15 protein-coding genes are annotated in these 22,447 nt (G+C 76.1%); 6 read left to right on the forward strand and 9 right to left on the reverse strand.

All coding sequences use genetic code 11. The annotated features are described in order from the left end of the window. The first annotated feature begins 47 nt into the window (after positions 1-47). Positions 48-1,082, forward strand: a complete 1,035-nt coding sequence (locus ACZ573_RS08280) for a PHP domain-containing protein (RefSeq protein WP_471300803.1) — start codon at positions 48-50, stop codon at positions 1,080-1,082. 113 nt (positions 1,083-1,195) lie between these two features. Here ACZ573_RS08280 and ACZ573_RS08285 read toward each other — a convergent pair whose 3' ends face one another. Further along, the gene (locus tag ACZ573_RS08285) at positions 1,196-2,086 is read right to left on the reverse strand and encodes a UbiA family prenyltransferase (protein WP_471300806.1); all 891 of its coding nucleotides are present in this window, start codon (positions 2,084-2,086) and stop codon (positions 1,196-1,198) included. Between the two features lie 76 nt (positions 2,087-2,162). Here ACZ573_RS08285 and ACZ573_RS08290 point away from each other — a divergent pair, with 76 nt between their 5' ends. From ACZ573_RS08290 to ACZ573_RS08305, 4 genes are all read left to right on the forward strand, one after another. Beyond that, entirely contained in the window at positions 2,163-3,224 is a 1,062-nt protein-coding gene (locus ACZ573_RS08290) for a type III polyketide synthase (protein WP_471300808.1), read from the forward strand. Between the two features lie 5 nt (positions 3,225-3,229). Further along, positions 3,230-3,820 carry an isoprenylcysteine carboxyl methyltransferase family protein gene (locus ACZ573_RS08295; protein WP_471300811.1) on the forward strand — a complete coding sequence of 197 codons (591 nt, stop codon included), beginning with the start codon at positions 3,230-3,232 and terminating at the stop codon, positions 3,818-3,820. After that, complete coding sequence (locus ACZ573_RS08300; protein ID WP_471300814.1) at positions 3,817-4,842, forward strand: NAD(P)/FAD-dependent oxidoreductase; 1,026 nt, start codon at positions 3,817-3,819, stop codon at positions 4,840-4,842. The genes ACZ573_RS08295 and ACZ573_RS08300 overlap by 4 nt, the downstream gene beginning before the upstream one ends. Positions 4,843-5,190: 348 nt before the next feature. Next, positions 5,191-6,813, forward strand: coding sequence for a carboxylesterase/lipase family protein (locus tag ACZ573_RS08305; protein ID WP_471300817.1), 1,623 nt, complete (start codon positions 5,191-5,193; stop codon positions 6,811-6,813). Here ACZ573_RS08305 and ACZ573_RS08310 read toward each other — a convergent pair. From ACZ573_RS08310 to ACZ573_RS08320, 3 genes are all read right to left on the reverse strand, one after another. After that, positions 6,797-7,504: a hypothetical protein gene (locus tag ACZ573_RS08310; protein WP_471300820.1), complete on the reverse strand. Its 708-nt coding sequence runs from the start codon at positions 7,502-7,504 to the stop codon at positions 6,797-6,799. The genes ACZ573_RS08305 and ACZ573_RS08310 overlap by 17 nt on opposite strands. A 231-nt stretch (positions 7,505-7,735) precedes the next feature. Next, positions 7,736-8,185, reverse strand: a complete 450-nt coding sequence (locus ACZ573_RS08315; protein ID WP_471300822.1) for an MOSC domain-containing protein — start codon at positions 8,183-8,185, stop codon at positions 7,736-7,738. Positions 8,186-8,230: 45 nt separating this feature from the next. Continuing rightward, the gene (locus tag ACZ573_RS08320; protein ID WP_471300825.1) at positions 8,231-9,091 is read right to left on the reverse strand and encodes an alpha/beta fold hydrolase; all 861 of its coding nucleotides are present in this window, start codon (positions 9,089-9,091) and stop codon (positions 8,231-8,233) included. A gap of 114 nt (positions 9,092-9,205) precedes the next feature. Between ACZ573_RS08320 and ACZ573_RS08325 the strand changes: the two genes are divergently transcribed. Further along, a complete protein-coding gene (locus ACZ573_RS08325) occupies positions 9,206-9,661 on the forward strand; it encodes a MarR family transcriptional regulator (protein WP_471300828.1) in 456 nt (151 codons plus the stop codon). Here ACZ573_RS08325 and ACZ573_RS08330 read toward each other — a convergent pair. From ACZ573_RS08330 to ACZ573_RS08350, 5 genes are all read right to left on the reverse strand, one after another. Then, complete coding sequence (locus tag ACZ573_RS08330; protein ID WP_471300831.1) at positions 9,648-11,516, reverse strand: hypothetical protein; 1,869 nt, start codon at positions 11,514-11,516, stop codon at positions 9,648-9,650. The genes ACZ573_RS08325 and ACZ573_RS08330 overlap by 14 nt on opposite strands. Further along, positions 11,513-15,199 carry a DUF5682 family protein gene (locus ACZ573_RS08335; RefSeq protein WP_471300834.1) on the reverse strand — a complete coding sequence of 1,229 codons (3,687 nt, stop codon included), beginning with the start codon at positions 15,197-15,199 and terminating at the stop codon, positions 11,513-11,515. The genes ACZ573_RS08330 and ACZ573_RS08335 overlap by 4 nt, the downstream gene beginning before the upstream one ends. Further along, the gene (locus ACZ573_RS08340) at positions 15,196-16,353 is read right to left on the reverse strand and encodes an ATP-binding protein (protein ID WP_471300838.1); all 1,158 of its coding nucleotides are present in this window, start codon (positions 16,351-16,353) and stop codon (positions 15,196-15,198) included. The genes ACZ573_RS08335 and ACZ573_RS08340 overlap by 4 nt, the downstream gene beginning before the upstream one ends. 211 nt (positions 16,354-16,564) lie before the next feature. Further along, positions 16,565-21,493 carry a DNA-binding protein gene (locus ACZ573_RS08345; RefSeq protein ID WP_471300841.1) on the reverse strand — a complete coding sequence of 1,643 codons (4,929 nt, stop codon included), beginning with the start codon at positions 21,491-21,493 and terminating at the stop codon, positions 16,565-16,567. Beyond that, positions 21,490-22,356: a DUF4132 domain-containing protein gene (locus tag ACZ573_RS08350; RefSeq protein ID WP_471300844.1), complete on the reverse strand. Its 867-nt coding sequence runs from the start codon at positions 22,354-22,356 to the stop codon at positions 21,490-21,492. Before ACZ573_RS08350 ends, ACZ573_RS08345 begins: the two co-directional genes overlap by 4 nt. Between the last annotated feature and the right edge of the window lie 91 nt (positions 22,357-22,447).

The following is a 22,447-nucleotide window of genomic DNA, read 5'->3' on the forward strand; positions in this document are numbered from 1 at the left end:
CGCCTCCCGCGCCGGACACTGGGTCCGGGAAGGGCAGGAGGTGCGCGATGGAACCGGTGGCGGCACTGGACCGGATCGCCTTCCTGCTGGAGCGCGCGCAGGCCCCCACCTACCGGGTACGGGCCTTCCGCACGGCGTCCGCGGCACTCTCCCGGATGGGCGAGCGGGAGGTCGCCGAACGGGTCGCGGCAGGCTCCCTGGAGGCCGTCAAGGGCATCGGCCCCAAGACCGCCCAGGTCGTACGGGAAGCCCTCGACGGGGCGGTGCCCGCCTATCTGCAGACCCTGGAGGACGAGGCCGCCGCGCTCCCCGAGGGACCGCCGGCCACGCCCGCCGCCACCGCGCTGCGGGCGGCCCTCCGCGGGGACTGCCACGTGCACTCCGACTGGTCCGACGGCGGCAGTCCGATCGAGGCGATGGGGCGGGCCGCGGCCTCGCTGGGCCATGAGTGGGCCGTACTGACCGACCACTCGCCCCGCCTGACCGTCGCCCGGGGACTCTCCCCCGAGCGGCTGCGCGAGCAGCTGGCGGTGGTGGCCGAGCTCAACGACACGTGGGCGCCCTTCCGGCTGCTCACCGGGATCGAGTGCGACATCCTCGACGACGGGGCCCTGGACCAGGAGCCGGAGCTGCTGGAACAGCTCGACCTGGTCGTCGGCTCGGTGCACTCAAAGCTGCGGATGGACTCGCCGGCGATGACCCAGCGGCTGCTGGCGGCCGTGCGCAACCCGCTGATGGACGTCCTGGGCCACTGCACCGGGCGACTGGTCACCGGCCGGACCCGGCCGGAGTCGCGCTTCGACGCCGAGGCGGTCTTCGCGGCCTGCGCGCAGAGCGGTACCGCCGTGGAGATCAACAGCCGGCCCGAGCGGCTGGACCCGCCCCGGCGGCTGCTGCGCCTCGCCGTGGCGGCCGGCACCTTCTTCGCGATCGACACGGACGCGCACGCCCCGGGCCAGCTGGACTGGCAGATCGTCGGCTGCGAAAGGGCCGTGGAGTGCGAGGTTCCGGCCGAGCGGGTCATCAACACCTGGCCGGCCGACGCGCTCCTGGCCTGGACCCGCACCCGTGAGATGCCCTGACGGGCCTCCCGTCCCCTGTCCGGACCGCCCCGCCGGCGGTCCCCTCGTCACGGTCCGGCTTCCCGGCACCCCACAGGCCGTCTCCCCGGACGTCGGCGGGCGCCCGGGGCGGCTCACGGGCGGAGTTCGACGACCAGCAGGATCACGTCGGCTCCGGCCACCGCCATCGTGGCCAGGAACGGGAGCCTTCCGGCGGGCCGGCGGGCCGCCAGGAGCAGGGCCGTCGTGGTCGCGGCGAGCAGCGCCCAGCCGTAGGCCGTCACCGTCCCCGGTGGTCCGACGACCAGGATGACGGTCGAGCCGAGGACGAGCAGCCCGGCCAGGGCGGCCGAGGCCCGCAGGCCCAGCCGCTGCGGCAGTCCCGTCACTCCGGTGGCCAGGTCGTCCTCGATGTCCGGCAGCACGTTGGCGAAGTGCGCGCCCGCGCCGAGGAGGGCGGCGGCGGCCGTGAGCCAGGGGGGCGGCCAGGGCGCGCCGGGCAGGCCCAGGGTGACGAAGGCGGGCAGCAGGCCGAAGGCCAGGGCGTACGGGACCCAGGAGGCGGCCGTGCTCTTCAGCCGGAGGTTGTAGGCCCAGGCGGCCGCCACGCCGACGAGGTGCGCGGCGCCGGCGAGCGGTCCGCAGGCCAGGGACAGCGGGACGCAGAGCAGCAGCGAGACGGCCGCGGCCCGGGTCACGGCCGCGGCCGTGACCCGCCCGGCGACGAGCGGTTTGTCCTGTCGGCCCGTGGCCAGGTCGCGCTGCAGGTCCGCCCGGTCGTTGCACCAGCCCACCGACAGCTGTCCGGCGGCCACCGCGCCCACGGTGACGGCCGCCCTCGCCGAGCCCTGACCCGCGGCGGCCGTCAGGGCGGCGGCGAAGAGGGTCACGGCGGCCGCGGGCAGCGGGTGGCACGCGGCGGCCAGGCCGCGTACGACGCCGGGGCCGGGACCGGGACCGGGACCGGGCGCTGCGGTCCCGGTGACTGCGGTGTTCTCGCGGGTCTGCGTGTTTCGCGCGGGCACGGCGACACGCTACGCGGCGCCGCGCCCGGTTCGCCTGATTCATAACGATGTGTCAGTTGTTTTCTATGGTGAACGAATGACACGTGTTCTGGCAGTGCGCAGCGTGTTCCCGCCCCATCGCCACCTCCAGTCCGAGATCACGGAAGCGCTCGCCCGCTTCCTGCCGCCGGGCTCCGACACCGCCCTGCTGCACCGCGTCCACAGCTCGGTGCGCGTGGACGGCCGACATCTCGCGCTGCCGCTGGAGCGGTACGGTCCGGGGAACGACTTCGGCGCGACGAACGCCCTCTTCATCGAGACGGCCCTGGAGCTCGGCACCCGGGCCCTCGAACTCGCGCTCTCCGACGCCGGCCTGGCGGCCCAGGAGGTCGATCTGGTCATGTCGACCACGGTGACCGGGCTCGCGACACCCTCGCTGGAGGCCCGTCTCGCCACCCGCGCGGGCCTGCGTCCCGACGTACGGCGGGTACCGCTCTTCGGCCTCGGCTGCGCGGCCGGCGCCGCCGGAGTGGGCCATGTCCACGACCATCTGACGGGCCGCAGCGGCCACGCGGCCCTGCTGCTGTCCACCGAGCTCTGCTCGCTCACCCTCCAGTCCACCGACGCCTCGATGGCGAACCTGGTGGCCGGGGCCCTGTTCGGCGACGGCGCGGGCGCCCTGGTGGCGGTGGGCCGCGACCATCCCCTGCACTCAACCGGCGCCGGGCCCGAGGTGGTGGCCGCCCGCAGCCACTTGTACCCGGGCACCGAGCACCTCCTCGGCTGGGACATCGGCCACTGGGGGATGCGCATGGTGCTGGGCCGCGAACTTCCGGACCTGGTCAGGCTGCACGTGGCCGAGGAGGTCGAGTCCTTCCTCGCCGCGCACGACCTCAAGCCCGCGGACGTCGACGCGTGGATCTGCCATCCCGGCGGCCCGAAGATCCTGGACACGCTCTCGGACGCCCTCGCGCTGCCGGAATCGGCCTTCGCCGCGAGCCGGCGCTCACTCGCGGCCGTGGGCAACCTCTCCTCCGCCTCGGTCCTGCACATCCTGGACGGCGTCCAGAGCGCGGGACCGCCCCCGCCCGGATCGGTCGGGCTGATGCTCGCCTTCGGTCCGGGTTTCGCCTCCGAACTCGTCCTCCTGCGCTGGTGACCCCGATGATCTCGATCCCCGCCCCGACCGCCCCCACCTCCCTGACCCTGTACCTGCTGCTGATCGGGCTCGTTGCCGCCGAGCGGCTCGCCGAGCTGATCACGGCCCGCCGCCACACCGCGTGGAGCCTGGCCCGCGGCGGCCGCGAGTACGGCCGCGGCCACTACCCGGCGATGGTCACCCTGCACACCGCGCTGCTCGTGGGCTGCGTGGTGGAACCCTGGGTGGCCGGACGGCCGTTCGTCCCCCTGCTCGGCTGGTCGGCCCTCGCCTGTGCCGTGGCCGCCCAGGGCCTTCGCTGGTGGTGCATCGCCACCCTCGGGAAACGCTGGAACACCAGGGTGCTGGTCGTTCCCGGGCTGCCGCTCGTGGAAGCGGGACCGTACCGGCTGCTGCGCCACCCCAACTACGTGGCGGTGGTCGCGGAGGGCGTCGCGCTGCCGCTGGTGCACAGCGCGTGGATGACGGCGCTCGGCTTCACCGTGCTCAACCTGGTGCTGCTGCGCGTACGGATCGGCTGCGAGGACGCCGCCCTGACCGACGGTGGACGGCTGCGGGCGCCCGCCTCCGTGCACTCGGCCGGCGCCGCCTCGTGATCGACCTGCTGATCGCCGGCGGCGGCCCGGCCGGACTGGCCACCGCCATCCACGGCGCGCTCGCCGGCCTCGAGGTCGTGGTCGTGGAGCCGAGGCCCACCCCCATCGACAAGGCCTGCGGGGAGGGCCTGATGCCGGGGGGCGTACGCCACCTCCGGGAGCTGGGCGTCACCGTGGCCGGGCAGCCGTTCCGCGGCATCCGCTACGTCGACGGCGTGAGCGGCCGCCGCGCCGAGGGGCTCTTCCGGTCCGGCCCGGGGCTCGGCGCCCGCCGCACGGAACTGCAGGCCGCGCTGGCCGAGCGCGCCGCGCAGCTCGGCGTACGGGTGCTCCCCGGGCGCGTCGGCCAGGTGCGCCAGGACGTCCACCAGGTCGGCGCGGCCGGGCTCACCGCCCGCTACCTGGTGGCCGCGGACGGCCTGCACTCCCCCGTCCGGCGCGGGCTCGGCCTGTCGGCGCCGCTCGCGCCCCGCCGCCCGGCACGCTACGGGCTGCGCCGCCACTACGCCGTCGAACCGTGGAGCGACCTCGTCGAGGTGCACTGGTCGCCGCGGTGCGAGGCCTACGTCACCCCGCTGGCGCCCGACCGGATCGGCGTGGCCGTCCTGACCTCCGATCAGGCCCCGTTCGACGTACAGCTGGCCCGCTTCCCGGTGTTGTCGGCGCGCCTGGGCGCGGCGGCGGGAACGCCGGTGCGCGGGGCCGGACCGCTGCGCCAGGGGGCCCGCGTACGGGTGGCGGGGCGCGTGCTGTTCGTGGGGGACGCGGCCGGGTACGTGGACGCGCTGACCGGTGAGGGACTCACCCTGGCCGTGACGGCGGCGGGCGAGCTGGTGCGGTGCGTCCGGGCGGGTCGTCCGCAGGCCTACGAGCAGGCCTGGCGGGACCTGTCGCGCAGCTACCGCACGCTCACCGCGTCCCTCCTGTGGGCCCGTCACCAGCCGCGGCTCGCGCCACGGATCGTCCCGCTGGCCGCCCGGCTCCCCCGCGTGTTCACCCGGGCGGTGAACCTGCTCGCGTGACCGCGCCGACCGCGAACCGCAGCGAACGGCAGCGAGGGGCCGCGCCGACCGCGAACGGAGCGGCACCCCGCACGGTGTGCGGGGTGCCGCTCCGGTGGAGTCTGCGGCCGCCGGTCAGGCCGAGGGCTCCCGGCGGTTCCGCAGGGCCAGGCCGGCGAGAACGGCGCCGACCGCCGCGCACAGCACGACGGTTCGCCGACGCGCGGATCTCCGCCATCGCGCGCCGGTCATCGCGTGTCATGGGAAGCGCACGCTTTGTTACATTGAGTGCCACTTCCGCTCACTGCGCCATTCGGGGCGGGCAAACGGGGGTCTCCACCCGGCCCCGAAGGGGAAAGGGCGTCGGCCGTGACCGACTTTCGCCAGTTCCGTCGCCGGTGGGCCCTGCTGCTGCCCGTCGTATTGCTGCTGCTGGGCGCCGCGCCCGGTCCGGACCGGCCCGTCGTGGACACCGACCGGGGTCCGGTGCGGGGCCTCGGGCACGGCGCGTACGACACCTTCGAGGGGATCCCCTTCGCCGCTCCCCCGACCGGTCCGCTGCGCTGGCGGCTGCCGGAGCCGGCGCCGCGCTGGAAGGGCGTACGTGATGCCGGGGCGCCGGGTTCGCGCTGTGTGCAGCTGCCCGCGGGCCGGCCCGGCGGGCCGGCCGGCTCGGAGGACTGCCTGTACCTCAACGTCACCGCTCCGGCGGGCCGGGCCACCGATCGGGGTGGTCGGGGGCGGCCCGTCATGGTCTGGTTCCACGGCGGCGGCTTCTTCAGCGGCGCGGGCGACGCGTACCGGCCCGACCGGCTGGCCACGATGGGCGGTGTCGTGGTCGTGACGGTGAACTACCGGCTGGGTGTCTTCGGCCTGTTCGGCCATCCGGAGCTCGGCGGGGCGCCCGGTTTCGCCCTCGCGGACCAGCGGGCGGCGCTGCGCTGGGTGCGGGCGAACGCGGCGCGCTTCGGCGCGGACCCGGGCAACGTCACCGTCTTCGGCGAATCGGCGGGGGCCCTCAGCGTCTGCGCGCACCTCACCTCCCCCGCCTCGGCGGGCCTGTTCCACCGGGCGATCGTGCAGAGCGGATCGTGCTCGACCACGGCGCCTCCGTGGTCCCTGCTGCCCGGCCTCGGCACGTACGAGCCCTTCGTGCCGGAGCGGCGCACGGTCGCGGACGGCGCCCTGGCGGCGGCCCGGCTCGGCTGCGACCGGCCGGGCGCGGTGCTGGACTGCCTGCGCGGACTGGACACCGGTGTCCTGGCCACCGCCGAACTGATGCAGCGCTTCTCGCTGGTCTCCTACGGCAACAGCGTGCTGCCGCTGGAGCCCCGGCGGGCGCTGGAGGCCGGCCGGTTCCACCGGGTGCCGGTCGTCCAGGGCACCACCCAGGACGAGATGCGCCTCTTCCTCGCGCAGACCCTGGCGGCGTATCCGATCCCCGACGAGGCCGCCTACCGGGCCCGGCTGGAGCTGTCCTTCGACGCGCCGACCGCCCGTGCGGTGGAGGCCGACTATCCGGTGTCCGCCTTCGCGACCCCGGCGGTGGCGTGGGCCACCGTACTGACCGATGCGTCGTTCGCCTGCCCGACGCTGCGGGACGGCGCGGCGCTGGGCCGGCACGTGCCGGTGTACGCGTACCGGTTCAGCGACCGGGGCGCGCCCGATTTCACGGGGCAGCCGGCCCCGGCGGACCTGCCGTACGGCGCGACCCACGGCTTCGAACTGCCCTACCTGTTCACGATCGCGCCGCTGACCGGACCGCAGCGGCAGCTCGCGGACCGGATGACCGGCTACTGGACCGGATTCGCCCGCACGGGCGTTCCGGCGGCGCCGGGAGGACCGCGGTGGCCGCGCGAGCGGACTTCTGCCTCGGTGCTGTCGCTGGCGCCGGGGGCGGGCGGGATCCGTACGGTGGACGCCCGGGCGGAGCACCACTGCGCGCTCTGGGACGCGCGGTGGCCCGGCCCCGGGGTCACCAGGACTCGGTGACGTTCAGCCGCGGCCCGGTCGAGGTCTGGAGCGTCACCGTGCCCGTGTCTCCGTAGACCTGGTGCCGCCAGGCGGCGAACACCTTGGCGATCGCGCGTGCGGCATCGCCCCGGCCCTTGCCCACTTCCTTGGTGGTGAAGGTGATCCTCGCCTCGCCGACGGTGCGCACCTTGCGGACGCGGACCTCCTTGATCACCTCGGAGTCCGGGTACCCGTCGTCGGCCTGGTGCTTCACGTAGTAGGCGGTGAAGTCGCGGGTCATGTCGAACCAGTCCGCCGGGCCGCAGGGGCCACCGCCGTTGGCCATCTGACCGTCGGTCGGCGGGCCCACGTAGGCACCGGTCTCCTCATCCGTCGGCGGACCGGCGTACCCGCCCGTCTCCTCGTCGGTGGGCGGACCTGCATACCCGCCGGTCTCCTCATCCGTCGGCGGGCCCGCGTACCCGCCGGTCTCCTCATCCGTCGGCGGGCCCGCGTACCCGCCCGTCTCCTCATCCGTCGGCGGACCGGCATACCCGCCCGTCTCCTCATCCGTCGGCACGTCGAGATCGCACTCCGCCGTGGCGAGCGTGGGTACGCCCGCGGGTGGCGCGGCCTGTCCCGTCCGTGTGGTCCCGCACGCCGCCAGGGCGGCGCACAGGAGCCCCGCCACCACCAGCCGGCCGGTCACGGACACCGCTGTCTTCGTCATGTCCATCCCCCCTTCGGCCAGCAAGAGGCGATCGCGGCGGTCCGGGTTCCACATCGCGGTCATGAGCCGTCCCGCACCGCACCGCACGCCGTCTCGGGACGTCCCAGGAGGCTCTGGGACGGGCGTCCGGCAGTGGTGGTGCAACGACACCGATGCCCAGAAGTGGAACCGCGTCGACTTCGGCAACTACTACCAGTTCCAGCCCAGGGCCGGGGACGCGCGCCGGCGCTCTCAGCCGGGCACGATGCGGTCCCCGACCCGGGCCGTTCCCGGTGTGACGATCCTGGCGAGCGCGTCGAGCCGGTTGTCTTGTCCCCTGACGATCGTCCTCAGGATCAGCGGCGAGTGCGGAAGGTCCTGCTGGGCCTGGTTGGTCATCACGCACCGCTCGCTGGAGCGCAGGAACTCGATACGGAGGGTGTCCCCCACGGTGGCCTCTCGCCCGATCCACTCGTCCTCGACGAAGGGCGGGGTGCCGGGCGGGGTACGCACGAGGATGTTCGGGCGGAACCGGCGCTCGTCGACCGCAACGCCCGGCACCTCGCGGCGGATCCAGTCGAGGGTGGCCGTCGTGAGGACGCTGAGCGGCAGCTGGTCGAAGTGCGAGACCTCCCCCTCGCGGGCGAGCTCCACATCGTCACGGCCGAGGTGGGTGCGCAGGTACGCCGTGGGGTCGGCCACCACGTTCCCGTGCGGGTCGAGCAGCCGCTGGAGCTCAGCGGGGGATCACCGGCCGAGGACGGTCTTCAGCGTCTGCGCCGTGGCCCGGGGGAAGGCGGTGTTCCCGTTGTGGCCGCCGGGGAACTCGACCGGCTCCGTACCCAGTCGTGCCGCCAGCGCCAGGGCGCAGCGGTAGGTGTGGACCGTCGGCCGGGTCGTCCGTCCCGTCGCCGCGACGATCCTCGTGCCGGCCCGTGCCGCGGCCCGTACCGGCTCTGCCGGGTCCAGGGCGTCCGTGGTGACGGCCGTGAACTCCGTTCCGATGAAGAAGCCGAAGTTGGCCTGACGGCGCGGGGTCAGCGGCTGGGGGGTGAGGCCGTCCTCGCTGTCGTCCTGCGCCGGGTCGATGCCCAGGTGCCGGGCGATCGCCGGGAACGCCGCCGTCAGGCCCCCGGCCGCGTGGACGTCCTGGATGGCCGTCAGTTCGGCGAGGTGCTCGGCGCGGTCCGCCCCGGCCAGCAGGTTCGGCATCACGGGCTCGTGTGCGATCAGGGTGCTCAGCAGGCCCGGATGGCGGGCCACGGCCTGGAGGCCGATCGCGGCACCCATGCTGAACCCCGCCATCAGCGCCGGCCCGTCGGTGACCTCGGCGAGCAGCCGGGCGACATCGTCCGCGTGCTCGGCCATGGTGACGGGGCCGGCGGGGTCGTGGAGGGTGCTGCGCGACAGGCCGGGGCGGTCGTACGTGACGACCGTGAAGGTGTCGGTCAGGTGCGGGACGAGGTCGACCGTGCGGTCCGCGTCGCCCTCGCCGCTCTGGGAGAGGAGGAGGACGGGGCCGCGGCCGTCCACCCGGAAGTGCAGGGTGGCGCCGGGGACGGCGAGGGTGCGGGTGACGGCGGTGGTGGCGGTGACGGTCGCGGGCATGGCGGGTCCCCCTCGCTGAGGTGTCGCCGGCGGGTCCGGCTGACGACACGACAGTAATCCATCTCAATTGATGCATCAAGATAGATACATCTATTGAGATGTACTCTGCTGTCCATGAACGGAGTCGAAGCGTTCCTCCTGGGACGCGCCCTCATGAAGATCGGCGAACAGGCGATGCCCCAGCCGAAGTCCGGACCGCCGGGATCGGTCCGCTCGGTGGTCGTCGTCCTCGGCGACGTCGTCTCCCACCCCGGGACCACGGTCGGCGAGATCGCCGCGCGGACGGGCCTGCCGCAGAGTCAGGTCTCCACGTCCGTCGCCCGGTTGGAGCAAGCGGGCTCGGTCGACACGGAGCCCGACCCCGCCGACCGGCGCCGCCGGCTCATCCGGCCCGCCGCCGAACCCTCCGCCCGGGTCGCCGAGGTCCGGGCCGCCACCATCGACGACGCTCTCGCCGCGGCGCTGACCGGTCCCGACGGAACCGCCCCGGACCCGGCCACCGTCCGCGAGGTCACGGCGGCCCTGGACCTCCTGGCCCGCGTGCTGACCCCCGCCGTCAGCGCCCGCTGACCTGGGCGGCGATCGGGCCCGCCGCCCAGGACGCGGCGATCAGGCAGCGTTCCGCCGCCGCCAGGTGGGTGGCCGCGGCCAGCCAGGCCCAGGCGTAGCCGTCGGGCGAGGGGTCGGCCAGCCGGCCGAACACATCGCGGGGGCGGCGGTCGGCCTCGGCGGCGAGCGCGGCGGCCAGGTCCGCCGCCCCGGTGAGCCCGACCCTGCGCAGCGGGCCGTACGAGGCGGCGGCCAGGGACTCCGTGCCGCGGGCCGCCTCGGCGACGGCGCGGCGGCCACCGGCGACCCCGGTCTCCAGGAGACGGCGCACCCGCCACAGCGGGGAGTCGGCCAGCGGGTCCGGGCCCTCGGCCGCCGGGGGCGGTACGGGGGCGGCGGCGCCCTGCGGAAAGTGCGCGCCCTGGAGGCGGTCGTAGCCGAGGTCGGCCCGGCCCAGCCATTCCTCGGGCAGTCGCAGCGTGTGCTCCGCGCCCGGCACCGGGCCCACGGCCAGGGGGCGCAGCGTGGCGGTGCGGTCCAGGTCGGGGCGGCCCAGGACGCGCAGCTGGAGCCCGGGGTACGAGGCGATGCGGCGCAGGTTCTCCGTGTGCGCCAGCTCCGGGTGCGGATGCGCGGGCAGCAGCCGCAGCAGGGGCGCGTCCGGCCGCGTCTCGCGCACGAGGAGGTGTTCACCGGCCGCGCCGACGACGGTGACGTCGCAGCCGAGCAGCGCGGACTCGGCCGCGTCCGGGGCGGCGAGCAGCTCGGCGACGGCTTCGGCGGCCGGCCGGGCGAAGAGCGGCGCGGCGGGCTGTTCTGTCCAGGCGATGCCGGGCAGCGGGGTCGCCCTGACCCCGCGTCCGGCGCCGAGCCGGCCTTCCGGGGAGACGGTCGCGCCGACGATACGCAGGCCACCGCGGGCGAGACCGGCATGGTCGAGGGCGGCGCCGCCGAGGGCCACGGAGGCCGAACCGGCGCCGCGGGCGCGGGCCAGGCCGCCGGGCCGTACGTCGGAGACCGAGTAGGGCGTGCCGTCCGGGGCCAGCAGGTGGGTGACCACCCCGCCGTATCCGGTGGCGGACAGGACGGGTTCCCGGCACAGGCCGTGCACCTGGAGGCTGCCGCCGGGCGCGTAGGCGCGGCGGGCGGTGCCGGTCAGCGCGGGGTCGGCCGCGCCGGAGGCCAGCATCCCGGCGGTGTGGAGGAGCTCGCGGAAGGCCCCGGTGAGGTCGCCGAGCCGGTGGCCGGCCCGGCGTTCACGGGCGGCGCGCAGGCCGCGTACGACCCGTAGGGCGTCCGCTTCGGCGCGCGGCAGCCCGGCGAGGCGGGCGGTGTGGGCGGCGCGCAGCAGCTCGGCCTGGACCACCGCTCCCCCGGCGGTGACCCCGGCGGCGAGGGCTTCGGCGGCCACGTGCCAGAGGGCGTCGGCGGCGCGCAGTTGGGCCGCGGTGAGGTCCGGAGCGGGCGCGGTGGTCCCGACGGGCCGGACGGGTTCCGCGGTCCCGGCGGGGTCGGTGGGCTCCGCGGTCCCGGCGGAATCGGTGGACCCTGCGGGCTCGGCCGCCGTGGTCGGCTCCGGCTGGCCGTCCGCGAGCGGGGCCGCGCCCAGGGCGGCGGCCCGGTGCAGGCAGCGGGGTGCCAGCAGGCAGCTGCACGTGGCCTGTTCCGCCGTGGTGACCGTGCCCGCCGGACCGGGACTCAGGGTGACGAGGGCGTCCTCGCCGAAGCGGAGGATGACGGTGCCGTCGGCCGCGAGGACGGCGCCCGCCGCGCATCCCTCGGTGGCGGCGTCCAGCTTCTTGCGCAGGCGGGGGGTGAGCTGCTCGACGGCTTCGGCGAGCACCTCGGGGGAGACGGGCGGCAGTTCGGTGCTCAACGGGACTCTCCACGGAGGCGGTCGCCCACCCAGCGGGCGAGGGCGAGGGGGCTGAGGGCGGCCACGGGCATGCCGGCCGCCACGAGTTGCCGCGCGACCGGGACCGAGTACCGGGGCGTCCCCTCGTCGTCGAGCGCGGCGCAGCCCAGCAGGTGGGCGCCGGAGGCGGCCAGCGCGCGGACCTCGCCGAGGAGCCCGCCGACCGGCGCGCCCTCCTCGAAGTCGCTGACCACGACGACCAGGGTGCGGCTCGGGACGGTGATCAGGGAGCGGGCGTGCGCCAGACCGGCGGCGATGTGCGTGCCGCCGCCGACCCGGACCTCCAGCAGCAGGGAGAGCGGGTCCTCGACCCGGTCGGTGAGGTCCACGACCTGGGTGGAGAACGCGAGGAAGTGGGTGGACAGGGTCGGTACGCCGCCCAGGACGGCCGCGGTCAGGGCCGACCAGATGACGGAGGCCTCCATGGAGCCGGAGACGTCGACGACCAGGATCAGCCGCCAGTCGGCCTCGCGGCTCGCCCGGGTGCTGAAGACGGGACGCTCCGGGACGACGACCACGCTGCCGTCGGCCCGGCGCCGGGTGTGCGCGAGGTTGGCGCGCAGGGTGCGGGCCAGGTCGAGCTTGCCGCCGGGGCGCCGGGTGGGGCGCGGCGTGGCGAGGCCGGACAGGGCCGGGCGCAGCCGGGTGGCGAGCTCTTTGGCGAGTTCGTCGACGAGCCGTCTGACCAGGGGGCGCAGCCGGGCGAGTTGGGCCTCCGGCAGCCCGCCGGCGAGGGACAGTACGGAGCTCAGCAGTTCCACCGAGGGCCGCACGGCCGCCGGATCGAGCTGGGTGAGCACGTCGGTGCGGCCCGCTTCGGCTGCTCCCGCCAGCACCTCCTCGCGTACGTCGGCGCCGAACAGCGCCTCCAGCTCCTGCGACCACTCCCGGGCGGTGGGGAAGGAGGCCTCCTGGCCGCCGCCCTGGCCGCGCCCCTGGCCGAGGTCGAGGTCGGAGGCGCCTTCGCCGCGCCCCGCTCCGTACAGCTCGTCCAGCGCGTGGGCGTAGCGGCGGGCGCCGGCGGGGAGCCGGTCCCGCTCGCGGCCGAGCAGCAGCCGCCAGCGGTCGGCGGGGGCGAGCCGCGGGCCGTCGGCCCGGGGAGATCGTACGCGCGGGGCCTCGAGCGCCTCGGCGGCCGGACCCGGCGTCGGCGCCTGTGTCCCCGGCAGCGGGAGGGCCTTGAGGGCGGCGAGTCCGGCCGCGTCGGCCGCGGCCCAGAGGGCGAGCAGGGCGGGTGATGCGTCGAGCGCGAGGTCGATCCGGTCGCCGAGCCGCTCGGTGACGGTGTCGAGCAGCCGGTCCCGGGCGGCGGGCGACAGGGCGTCGAAGCCGCCGCGCAGTGCTGGGAGCCGGTCGAGGAAGTCCTGGTCGGCGAGGTGCTCGACGCGGTCGAGAAGCGGCGTGAGGGCGGCCGGGGAGGACTGCAGGAGGGGCCCGGCGGCGGTGAGGAGTCCGCCGAGCCGCCGGGTCAGGGCGCGCCGGCTGTCGGCGGTGCCCGCGCCGTCGATCCATCCGGCGGCGCGGCCGCCGAGCTCGGCGGCCGGGTCGAGGTCGAGCAGGACCCGTACGGCCAGGGCCGCGCCCTGCATCATCGGCGACGCGGTGGCGGCCAGGCCGGCGAGGGCGTCGTCCGTGCGCAGGCCCAGGTGGTGGGCGGCGGCCCGGTCGGCGAGGGCCACGAGGGCGGCCGCGTCGGCGGGGTCCTCGCTCCCGGCGAGGCCGGGCAGACAGCGCACGGCGGCTTCGAGGAGGTCCCCGGCGAGGTCCGCGGCGGCGGTCCGGGCCGCGGCGGAGGTGCCGGGCAGGTGACCGCGGTGGAGGGCCTCCAGGAGGTCGAGGGCGTCGAGGAGTTCGGGCAGGGTGGCGGTCTGCGGCAGGGCGGTGGCCGCCTCGTGGAGGCGTACGCCGACCAGCTCGGGCAGATCGCACCGCGCGGCGGCGGCCAGTCCGGCGAGGATCTGCGCCGGGGTCGGCCCGCCGTCGGCGGCGGCGCGGCGGGCGGTGTCCCGCAGCGTGCCCGCGGCCGCCTGGGCGGAGGTGACTCCGCGCACCCCGGCGAGATCCAGCCGGGCCGGGACGGAAGGCGTCCAGGACAGCCGCCACTTGGTGCCGAGGGCGGTGCCGTCGCCGGTGGCGGCGACGGTGAGGGGCTCCCCGTAGGAGGCGCCGCACACGAGGAGCCGTTGCAGCAGGACCTCGCGGCGGCCGTCGAGGGCGGAGCGGAGCGGGTCGAGGCGGATCTCGCGGGGCGCCGGGTCCTCGGGGGACGGCAGCCGCAGCTCGGCGAGTTCGGATTCGACCGAGGGGCCGAGGCCGGAGCGGGGGGCGTGCGGGGTGATCCGGCCGCGGGCGGTGCCGACGAGCACGGCCTCGAGGGCTCGGGCCAGCGCCCGGCCGCGGCCGAGCGGTTCACCCTGGCCGAGGACGGTGGTGACGGCTTCGAGGAGCTCGCCGCGGCCGGGCGCGGGCAGTGCGCGCAGGGTGGCGAGGTCGCAGGCGAGCCGCAGGGTCTCGGCGGCCTCGCCGGTGCCGGCAGTGTGCCCGGCGCGGCGCAGCTCCCGGCAGAGCCCGGTGACGGCGACGGAGGCGGCCTCGCGGACCCGGTCGGGGTCACCGCCGGCTTCGAGGACGGCCTGCTGCCAGCGGGGGTCCCGGATCCCGGCGGGGTAGCCGGAACGGGAGTCGAGCAGGTCGAAGGAGTACGGCACGAAGGAGGTAACGGCCGACGCCGCGTCTGCGGCCGACACCCCGGAAGCGGCGCTTCCGCCGTGCCGGGGTGCCGGGACGACCGGGTTCGGCCCCAGAGCCGTGGCTGCGTCGGCGCCGGCGCCGGAGCAGTGTTCGGCCGGCGAGCCGCCGGCGGTCGTGCGCGGGAGGACCGGGGCGTGGAACGCCCCGATCACCGCCGCCACGCGGTGGCCCGCGGCGACCGCGTCGGCGATGACGCTCCGCATGTGGGCCTCGCGGGCCAGGTCCGTCTCCGGGACGGCGCTGGTGTCCGCGCGCAGCGCCCAGCCGACGCCGAGCGCCGCACGGCGTACGGCCTCGGGGGAGCACCCCGGGGCGAGGACCTCGACGGCCCGGTCCCACATGTCGTCACCGTCGCGACCGGTACCGGCGGCTGTCAGCGCGTCCGCGAAGGACCCACCGGCAGGGGCCGTGCCCTGGTCCGGTGCCGTGGCCTGCCCGGAGGCCTGGCCCGAGGCCGAATCCGGGCCCGCGGCCGTGGCCGCGGCGGAGTCCGGGGCCGGGGTCGGGGCCGCGGCGGAGTCCGGGGCCGGGTGGGTCCAGCCGCGGTCCGCCAGGGGGAGGTCGCAGCAGACCACGGCCGCGCCGGCCGCACGGGCCCAGCGGATCGCGGCCAGTTCCGGGGAGAAGTCCGCGAAGGGGTAGAACGCCAGGCGGCCGTCCTCCCCGATGCCCGCGAGGGCGACCGGGGCGACGGTCTCCGGGTCGGCGAGGTGCTCCAGCCAGGGCTGGAACTCCGCCGGGAGCTCGACGCAGACCACGTCGGCGCCCGAGGCGTCCAGCAGGGCCGGTACCACCGCGGCCAGCGCGGGGCTGTGGTGGCGCACCCCGATGAGGTACGGCTCACGGGCCGCGGCGAGGGCCTCGACCGCGGCGCGCGGGTCGGTGTGCGTCAACGCAGGCTCCCGCGCAGGTCCCAGAGGCGGCGCCACATCGGCGAACCGTCCTCGGCGCGGCGCCGGACCGGGCCGTCCCAGTACCCCAGCAGGCGTCCGTGGTCGGCCGGGTCGTCCTTGCGTACGACGCCCAGCAGGTGCCCCGGCAGCAGGTCCAGCACGTCCCCGCCCGGCAGGTACGCGGCGGCGACCCCGAGCGAGGCCGCCACCTGGACGGCCTCGGCGGTGGACATGACAGTACCGGGGCGTTCCACGTCCCAGCCCTCGGCGGAGCGGCCCGAGCGCAGGTCGCGGAAGACGGTGACGAGCGCGTCGAGCACGGCGTCGTCGACGCCGAAGGCGGCGCCGGCCCGCTGGACGGCGGCGACCGCCTGGCGGCGGATCAGGGTGGCCTCCGCGTCCGCGTCGGCGATCGGGGCGACGGTCTCGAAGTTGAAGCGGCGCTTGAGCGCGGCGGACATCTCCGAGACGCCGCGGTCGCGCAGGTTGGCGGTGGCGATGACGGTGAAGCCGGGGGCGGCGGAGACCACCGCGTCCTCGGTGGCGGTCAGTTCGGGCACGCTGAGCCGCCGGTCGGACAGGATCGACACCAGCGCGTCCTGCACCTCGGGCAGGCAGCGGGTGATCTCCTCGACGCGGACGACGCGCCCGGTGCGCATGGCGGAGAGCACCGGGGAGTCGACCAGGGCCTGCGAGGTGGGCCCCTGGGCGAGCAGCAGGGCGTAGTTCCAGCCGTAGCGGAAGGCGTCCTCGGTGGTGCCGGCCGTGCCCTGGACGGTGAGGGCGCTGGTGCCGCTGACGGCGGCCGCCAGCAGCTCGGACAGCATCGACTTGGCGGTGCCGGGCTCGCCGGTGAGGAGCAGGCCGCGCTCGCCGGCCAGGGTGACGACGCAGCGCTCGACGAGGGCGCGTTCGCCGACGAACTTGGGGGCGATGGCCAGCTTGGCGGGGAGTCCGGCGCGGCGCCGCGGCAGGGCCAGTTCGGCTCCGTCGCTGCCGCAGACGAAGGTGACGACGGCGCGCGGGGTCAGGGCCCAGCCGGGCGGGCGGGGGCCGGGGTCCTGGGCGGCGAGGAAGGCAAGCTCGGCGGCGTGGCGCTCCTCGGCGGGCAGCACCTGCCGGGCGGCGGGGGCGGTTTCTTCGGTGACGGTCATCGGATCCTCTGGATGGTGTGGCGGGAGGTCGGTGCGGGGGCGGGGGGGGGGGGGGGGGGGGGGAGAGAGGGGGAGGGGGGGGGGGGGGGGGGGGGGGGGGGGGGGGGAGGGAAGAGGGGGGGGCGCGGGAGGGAGAAAAACCTCCAGAGCCCCCCGCCCCCCCCCGCCGTACGGCGGTCCCGGGCGCCCGTGGCGGCCCGGGACGGCCGGTTCAGCGGCGGCGGGCGCGGGTGCGCTTCACCTTGAGTTCCTCGAAGCGCGGCAGGTCGCCCTCCTGGACCCGCTGCCAGGCGCGGCGGTAGAGCTCCGCGGCCGGTTCGGCCGGGACCAGCACGCCCAGCGGGGGCCGGCCACCGGCGCTCAGGCCGTACATCGGGAGCTTCCACTGCTCCACCGGCAGCGTCGGGGAGGGCATGTCCGTCCAGCCGCCCGGCAGGAACAGCGAGCGCCCGGCCCGGCTGCGGCCGGCCGTCACCACCAGGTCGGTGGCGGCCAGTTCGGCACGGGCGGCCTTGAGGCGGGCCGGCTTCCAGCCGGTCCAGCGCGCGGTGTTGCGGTCGGTGGGGTCGGGCATGGCGAGCAGCATGAGGTAGAGGGTGGCCGCGTCGGCGCCCAGGCCGTGCCGGGCGCCCGCCTCCTCCACCAGCTCGGGAACGGAGCGGCCGGGGTCCTGCGGCCACCAGGTGCCGTCGGCGGCCACGGTGCCCGCCGCCGGGGCGCCCGGGTCGGCGAGCAGCGCGGCGAACCGCGGGTCGTGGACGGCGCGCAGCGCGGCCTCGGCGGCGGAGGGCCGCTGGTCGTCGCCGCGCAGCACCGGCAGGTACGGGTCGGAGCCGGTGGAGTCGAGCAGGGCCGGGCGCAGCGCGGGCTTGGGCTGGTCGTCGTGGGTGGCCATGACGACGGCTCCGTACCGTTCGTAGCCCTCGCCGGTCTCGGTCGGCGTGCCGGCCGCCTTCCGGAAGTCGGGCAGGCTGGTGTAGTGCCCGATCTCCAGGAGAAGTTCGGGGGCGGCGAGCCGCTGCCGTACGGCCGTCAGTACGGGCGGCAGGGCGGCTCGTACGGAATCGCCCGCGGGCAGCCGGTGGGCCAGCCAGGAGGCCATGGCCAGGGTTCCGGTCAGGACGGAGGCGGTGAAGGGGTCGGTGGCCGGCCCGGCGGGCTCCACGTGGTCGCCCTTCACGGTCCAGGCGACGTCGACGGAGAGCTCGCGCGAGGCGGCCGGGTCGAGCAGCGCGGCCAGGGCGCGATGTGCGGGCCAGGTGCCGCCCACGGCGCGCGCGGCTTCCGTGGCGAGCCAGTCGGGGACGGGGGTACGGCGGCCCACGCGCCGGTTCCAGAGCTCCGCGGCGGCGGCGACGTCGGGTCCCTCGCTCCACAGCTTCGCCGGATCGGCGGGGAGCAGGGCCCCGACGAGGGCGCGCCGCAGCTCGGTGTCGAGGTTCTTGAGCTCGTCGCGGGCGTACGCGGCGTCGGTGGCCTTGACCCCGAGGGCGGTGCGCAGGTCGGGGGTGAGGAAGCTGCGTTCGTAGCTGTCGACGCCCGGGAGTCCGGCGACCACCAGGCGGGCGAGGGTGCCGGAGACTCCGGTGAGCCGGGAGAACTCCTCCGCGGCTTCGGGGCGGAAGGGCGCGGGGCCGTGCTCGGCGGCGGCGCCGAGGAACGCGGTCAGCCAGCCGGCGCCGCGTTCGCGGTCGCCGAGCGGGGCGTCGCCGCGCACGGTGTAGGGGCCGGGGACGGCGAACCGGCCCGTGGGGTCGTACAGCAGGGCACCGAACTCGTGGCCTTCGGGCACGGATTCGCTGTGCTCGGTCAGTGCGAGGACGGCTCCGCCGCCCAGGGGCAGCAGGCTGCGGTGGTGGACGTTGCGTTCGCCGTCCGGGGTGAGCAGGTGCTGCCGGTCGAGGCGGAGCAGGACCCGGCGCCAGCGGTCCGCGGAGCCTTCGGCGGAGGCCAGGCCGAGGGCGTCGACCGTGCCGAGCAGGGTGAGCAGGCCTTCCCGCTGCTCGTCGGTGGGCGCGACGGTGACGGCGCGGTAGGCGACGGCCGCGGGCTGGTCCAGCAGGGGGGTCCATGTGAAGGACCAGTACGGCAGGGCGGGTGTGTCGAAGTGGAGCAGGCCGGGCGCGGGGGCCGCGTCGGTGCGGGTGCGGGCGGTGGCGAGTTCGGTCAGCGTGTAGTGGGCGGCGTCGCTCTCGCCGCCCCAGCGGTAGTAGCCGGAGCCGATGAGACCGCTGAGCGCGTCGGCGATCAGCCGGTCGCCGGGGCCCTGCTCGCGTTCCTCGACGGGGGTGTTGCCGGGGTGGAGCCGGGCGGCGATCTCGTCCAGGGCCTTCTGCTGGGTGAGGGTGAAACGGAGGACTTCGACGATGCCGCCGATGATCTTGGGGGCGGTGATCTGCGGCAGTGCCGCGCTGACCAGGTCCGGCAGGTCGGCGGCCTTTTCGGCCGCGGCGGCCGTCTTGAGCAGTGCGGCCACGGTCTCCCGGTCGGCGGCGCGCAGGACGGCCGAGCCCTCGGTGTCGCGGGGGCGCAGGGCGTACCAGTGCGACAGCGGCGGAAGGTCCACGCTGCCCGTGCCGAAGGCGGAGCGCCGGCGGTGGCCGTCGCGCGACTTGGCGGTGACCACACCGTCCGGGTCGGTGATGCTCAGCTCCTGCCAGTGCTGGGACAGCGCACGGGGCCGGTCGTCGCCGGGGAAGGCGAGGGCGGCGACGGGCACCTCGCGGCCCTCGGGCACGGCGACGGTGCGGCCGCCGGTGTCGGTGCCCTGCCAGCCGTTGCCGGGGCGGCGTACGGTGCGCCAGCCGAGCAGGCCGTCGGCGGGCTCGCCGAGGACCGAGCCGTCCACGGTGGGCGCGGGCCGCAGCCACGTGTAGTGCCCGGTGCGCAGGGCGGCGTCCCCGTCGGCACGCAGCGCGTCGGTGAAGAACGCGGGCAGCGAGTACCGTCCGTAGGTCCCGCCGGTGGGGTCGTACTCGAGCCAGCCGTGGCCGGTCTGCTCGTCGCGGCGCTGCCACACCCAGTACGAGGTGCCGTCGGACAGCAGGGGCCGCTCGTCCGGCAGCTTCGTGTCGCCGCGGTGCAGGACGCCGCCGCCGGTGGCGCGCCCGCCGCCGGGGAGCGGCAGGGAGAGGTGGTCGGTGCGCAGCGACCAGTGGCTGCGGTCGGTGTCCAGGGTGAGGACGGTGCCGGGCGAGTGGTGCCAGTAGCCCTGGGTCCCGTTGGTGCTCCAGGAGGACCAGAAGACGAGCAGTTCACCGTCGACGTAGTGGAAGCCGTGGTTGTACGAGGTCCCGGTCGGCACGCGCAGGTCGTGCGTGAGGACGGTGGAGTCGGCGTCGATGACCCGGACCTGGGTCTGGTTGGCGACGATCAGGTACGGCCAGGCCTCCACCACGGTCAGGGCCTCCCGGCCCTGGCCGGGGCTCAGTTCTGCGAGGGCTTCCTCCCAGGAGGGCCAGGCCAGTTCCTCGAAGAGGCCGCCGCGCAGGGTCCGGGCCAGGGTTTCGGCGAGGTCGGCGGCCGTGGCGGCGGCCACTTCCTCCGGGGCGAGTTCCAGGGCTTCGGTGGGCAGCCACCGCAGACGTGCGATGGCCTCGGGAACCCCGGGCAGACCGGCCGCGGTGGAGGCGAGAGCGACGTCGCGCATCCATTCGGCCAGCAGCGGGCGGCCGCCGGGCGAGGCGGCGACGCACCGGACGACATCGGCGCAGCCGTCGCTCAGATTGCTCAGCGCGCGGCGGAAGGCGGGGTGGAAGCGCCGGTCGGCGGCGAGGGCGAGCAGGTCGCGGCGCTGCTCGGCGTCGGCCCACTCGGACAGGTTCAGGTGGTCGTACCGGTGGCGCCGGCCCTCGGGGTCGGCCTCGGGGTCGGTGACCGGGACGTCCAGGGCGAGCAGCAGGTCGAGGAGGTCGGTGTCCTCGACGCCGATGCGCAGGCCCGCTTCCCGTTCGGGCCGGGCGAGTTCGGTGCGCAGCCGGGCGGCGCAGCGCTCGACGAGGTCGAGGAGGAGCGGGAGCGTGGGGCGCCGGCCCCAGCCGGAGTGGCGGGCGGCGTGGAAGCGCTCCAGCCAGCCGGCCGTGCCGTCGGCGCAGCGCTGCTCGGCGGGCAGGTCCCCGTCGACGAGGCCGGCGGTGGCGCCGGACTCCTCGAGGATCTCCAGCCACAAGGTGGTGAACTCGCCGCCGTCGCCGCTGGGCGGGGTCAGTCCGAGGAGCGTGCCGCGCACGGCGGGCACGCGGCGGGCGAGCGCCACGAGGGCGCTGCGGTGTGCCTTCCACCAGCCGAGCGCGGCGCGCAGGGTCGCGGGCAGGGGCAGCAGTTCGGCGAGGTAGTCCTGCTCGGGTTCGGTGCCGGTCAGGCCCGCGGCGCGGGCGAGACGGCGCAGTTCGGCGGCGGCCTGGGCGGAGGGCGGCAGCCCGCCGGCGGTGCGGCGTACGCACAGGCGGCGGAAGCGCTCGTAGGCCTCGGCGGGGGTGACGCGGCCGGCCAGGGCCTTGCCGTAGCCGGTGAGCACCTTCACCGGCAGGGCGCCGACGAGGGCGAATTCGAGGAAGACGGCGTCGAGGCGGTCCTCGTCGATGGCCAGCCCGTACTGGGCCTCGGCGTCCCGGGCCCGCCCGAACAGCTGGGCGGCGTAGGTGGTGTTCTCGACGGCGAGGAAGAGGCGTGCGGCCTGCTCGTGGAAGAGGGGCAGGAAGTGCGGGACGGACGCGGCGAGGCGGCCGGCCAGTTCGAGGCAGGCGTCGAGGGCGGCCTTGGGCTTGGTCTTGGCCTGCCGGGCGATCCGGTCCAGTTCGGGGACGACGGCGAGGGCGTGGTGGCCGTCCTCGGGGTGGTGCACGAGGACCCATTCGGGGAAGCCGAGCGCCTGGCGCCGGCTCAGGCCGACGACGGGCGGCTCGCCCTCGTCCCGTACGAGCCCCAGGAAGCCCGCGGCGAGGTCCTCGGCCGCGCCCAGCTCGCCGGGGGCGAGCCGGACCACGACCCGGTCGTCGCCGAGGCCGGGGTGGCGGTAGGAGCGCGCGGTCAGTTCCACGACGTCGCTGCCGGCGCCGGTGGTGTCCCGCGGCAGTACGGCACCGGCCTTGAGCAGCAGTTCGGCGTTGTTCATCTCGGTGTCTTCCTGGTGGATGCTCACGCGTCCCCGCCCTCCTCGATCTTGCGCCCGGCGTAGAGCGCCGCGGCCATCCGCATGCCTTCGGACCAGGCCACCGGTCCGACCTCCGTCAGGCGTACCGCCCGGCCGTCCTCGTCGTGCCAGCTCAGCGCGCCGGTGGTCATCTCGTCCTCGTAGTAGGGTTCGCCGATCCACACGGCGGCCTCCGTCCCGGTGCCCGCGTCCCGGACCTTGCAGGTGGCGTAGCCGCCGGAGACCCGGTAGCCGAGGCTCGTGGCGCGGGCCGCGAGGCTGAAGCGGGTGGGGAAGACCCCGCCCGCGTAGTCGCGGACCTCGGTGGCGGTGGCGGCGATCTCGGCGGGCTTGTGCCAGGTGGCCCGGTGGATCTGCTCGACCCGCTGGACGATGCCCAGCTCGGCCGCGAAGTCCCGTACGTCGTCCAGGTCGGGCAGCAGCACCGGGTGCGGCAGGGTCACCGTGCGCGGGGAGAGCCGGACGGTCTCGCCGTCGAGGTTGACCACCTTCAGCTCACCCGAGGCGGTGGCGTCCCGCAGGAAGCCCACCTCGTCCGGGTCGTCGCCGACGACGGCCACATCGCGCAGGGCGCTCTGCCAGGCCTCGTCCGGCCAGACCCGGGCGAGCAGTTCGGTCGGGACGGGCAGCGAGGAGACCATCCAGCTGTCGACCTGTGCGGCGCAGGCCGCCTCGTGCCGGTCGAGCCATTCGGCCAGCCTGCGCAGCCGGTCCACCTCGGGGTGGTCCTTCAGCGCCTTGGGCAGTGTCTTCAACTGCCGTCCCGCCGTCCGCCCGGTGGCGGACCTCGCCGCCACCCGTCCCTCCACCAGGGCGATCTCGTACCCCTCGCCCGCCGCCAGCCATGCCATCAGACCGTGCCCCTCCGCCTGTCCTGTCCGGTTCCGCGCAGCCCTGACAGGGGGGAGCCGACCCCCCTGAGCTGCGGTATGCCGGGAGACT

This window comes from Streptomyces sp. NPDC040545 (assembly GCF_055595065.1).

Coding starts and splice junctions, on each gene's coding strand:
- ACZ573_RS08295 (WP_471300811.1), top strand. CDS start 3,230: ATGATCTCGATCCCCGCCCCGACCGCCCCCACCTCCCTGACCCTGTAC.
- ACZ573_RS08325 (WP_471300828.1), top strand. CDS start 9,206: ATGAACGGAGTCGAAGCGTTCCTCCTGGGACGCGCCCTCATGAAGATC.
- ACZ573_RS08290 (WP_471300808.1), top strand. CDS start 2,163: ATGACACGTGTTCTGGCAGTGCGCAGCGTGTTCCCGCCCCATCGCCAC.
- ACZ573_RS08340 (WP_471300838.1), bottom strand. CDS start 16,353: ATGACCGTCACCGAAGAAACCGCCCCCGCCGCCCGGCAGGTGCTGCCC.
- ACZ573_RS08320 (WP_471300825.1), bottom strand. CDS start 9,091: ATGCCCGCGACCGTCACCGCCACCACCGCCGTCACCCGCACCCTCGCC.
- ACZ573_RS08350 (WP_471300844.1), bottom strand. CDS start 22,356: ATGGCATGGCTGGCGGCGGGCGAGGGGTACGAGATCGCCCTGGTGGAG.
- ACZ573_RS08310 (WP_471300820.1), bottom strand. CDS start 7,504: ATGACGAAGACAGCGGTGTCCGTGACCGGCCGGCTGGTGGTGGCGGGG.
- ACZ573_RS08280 (WP_471300803.1), top strand. CDS start 48: ATGGAACCGGTGGCGGCACTGGACCGGATCGCCTTCCTGCTGGAGCGC.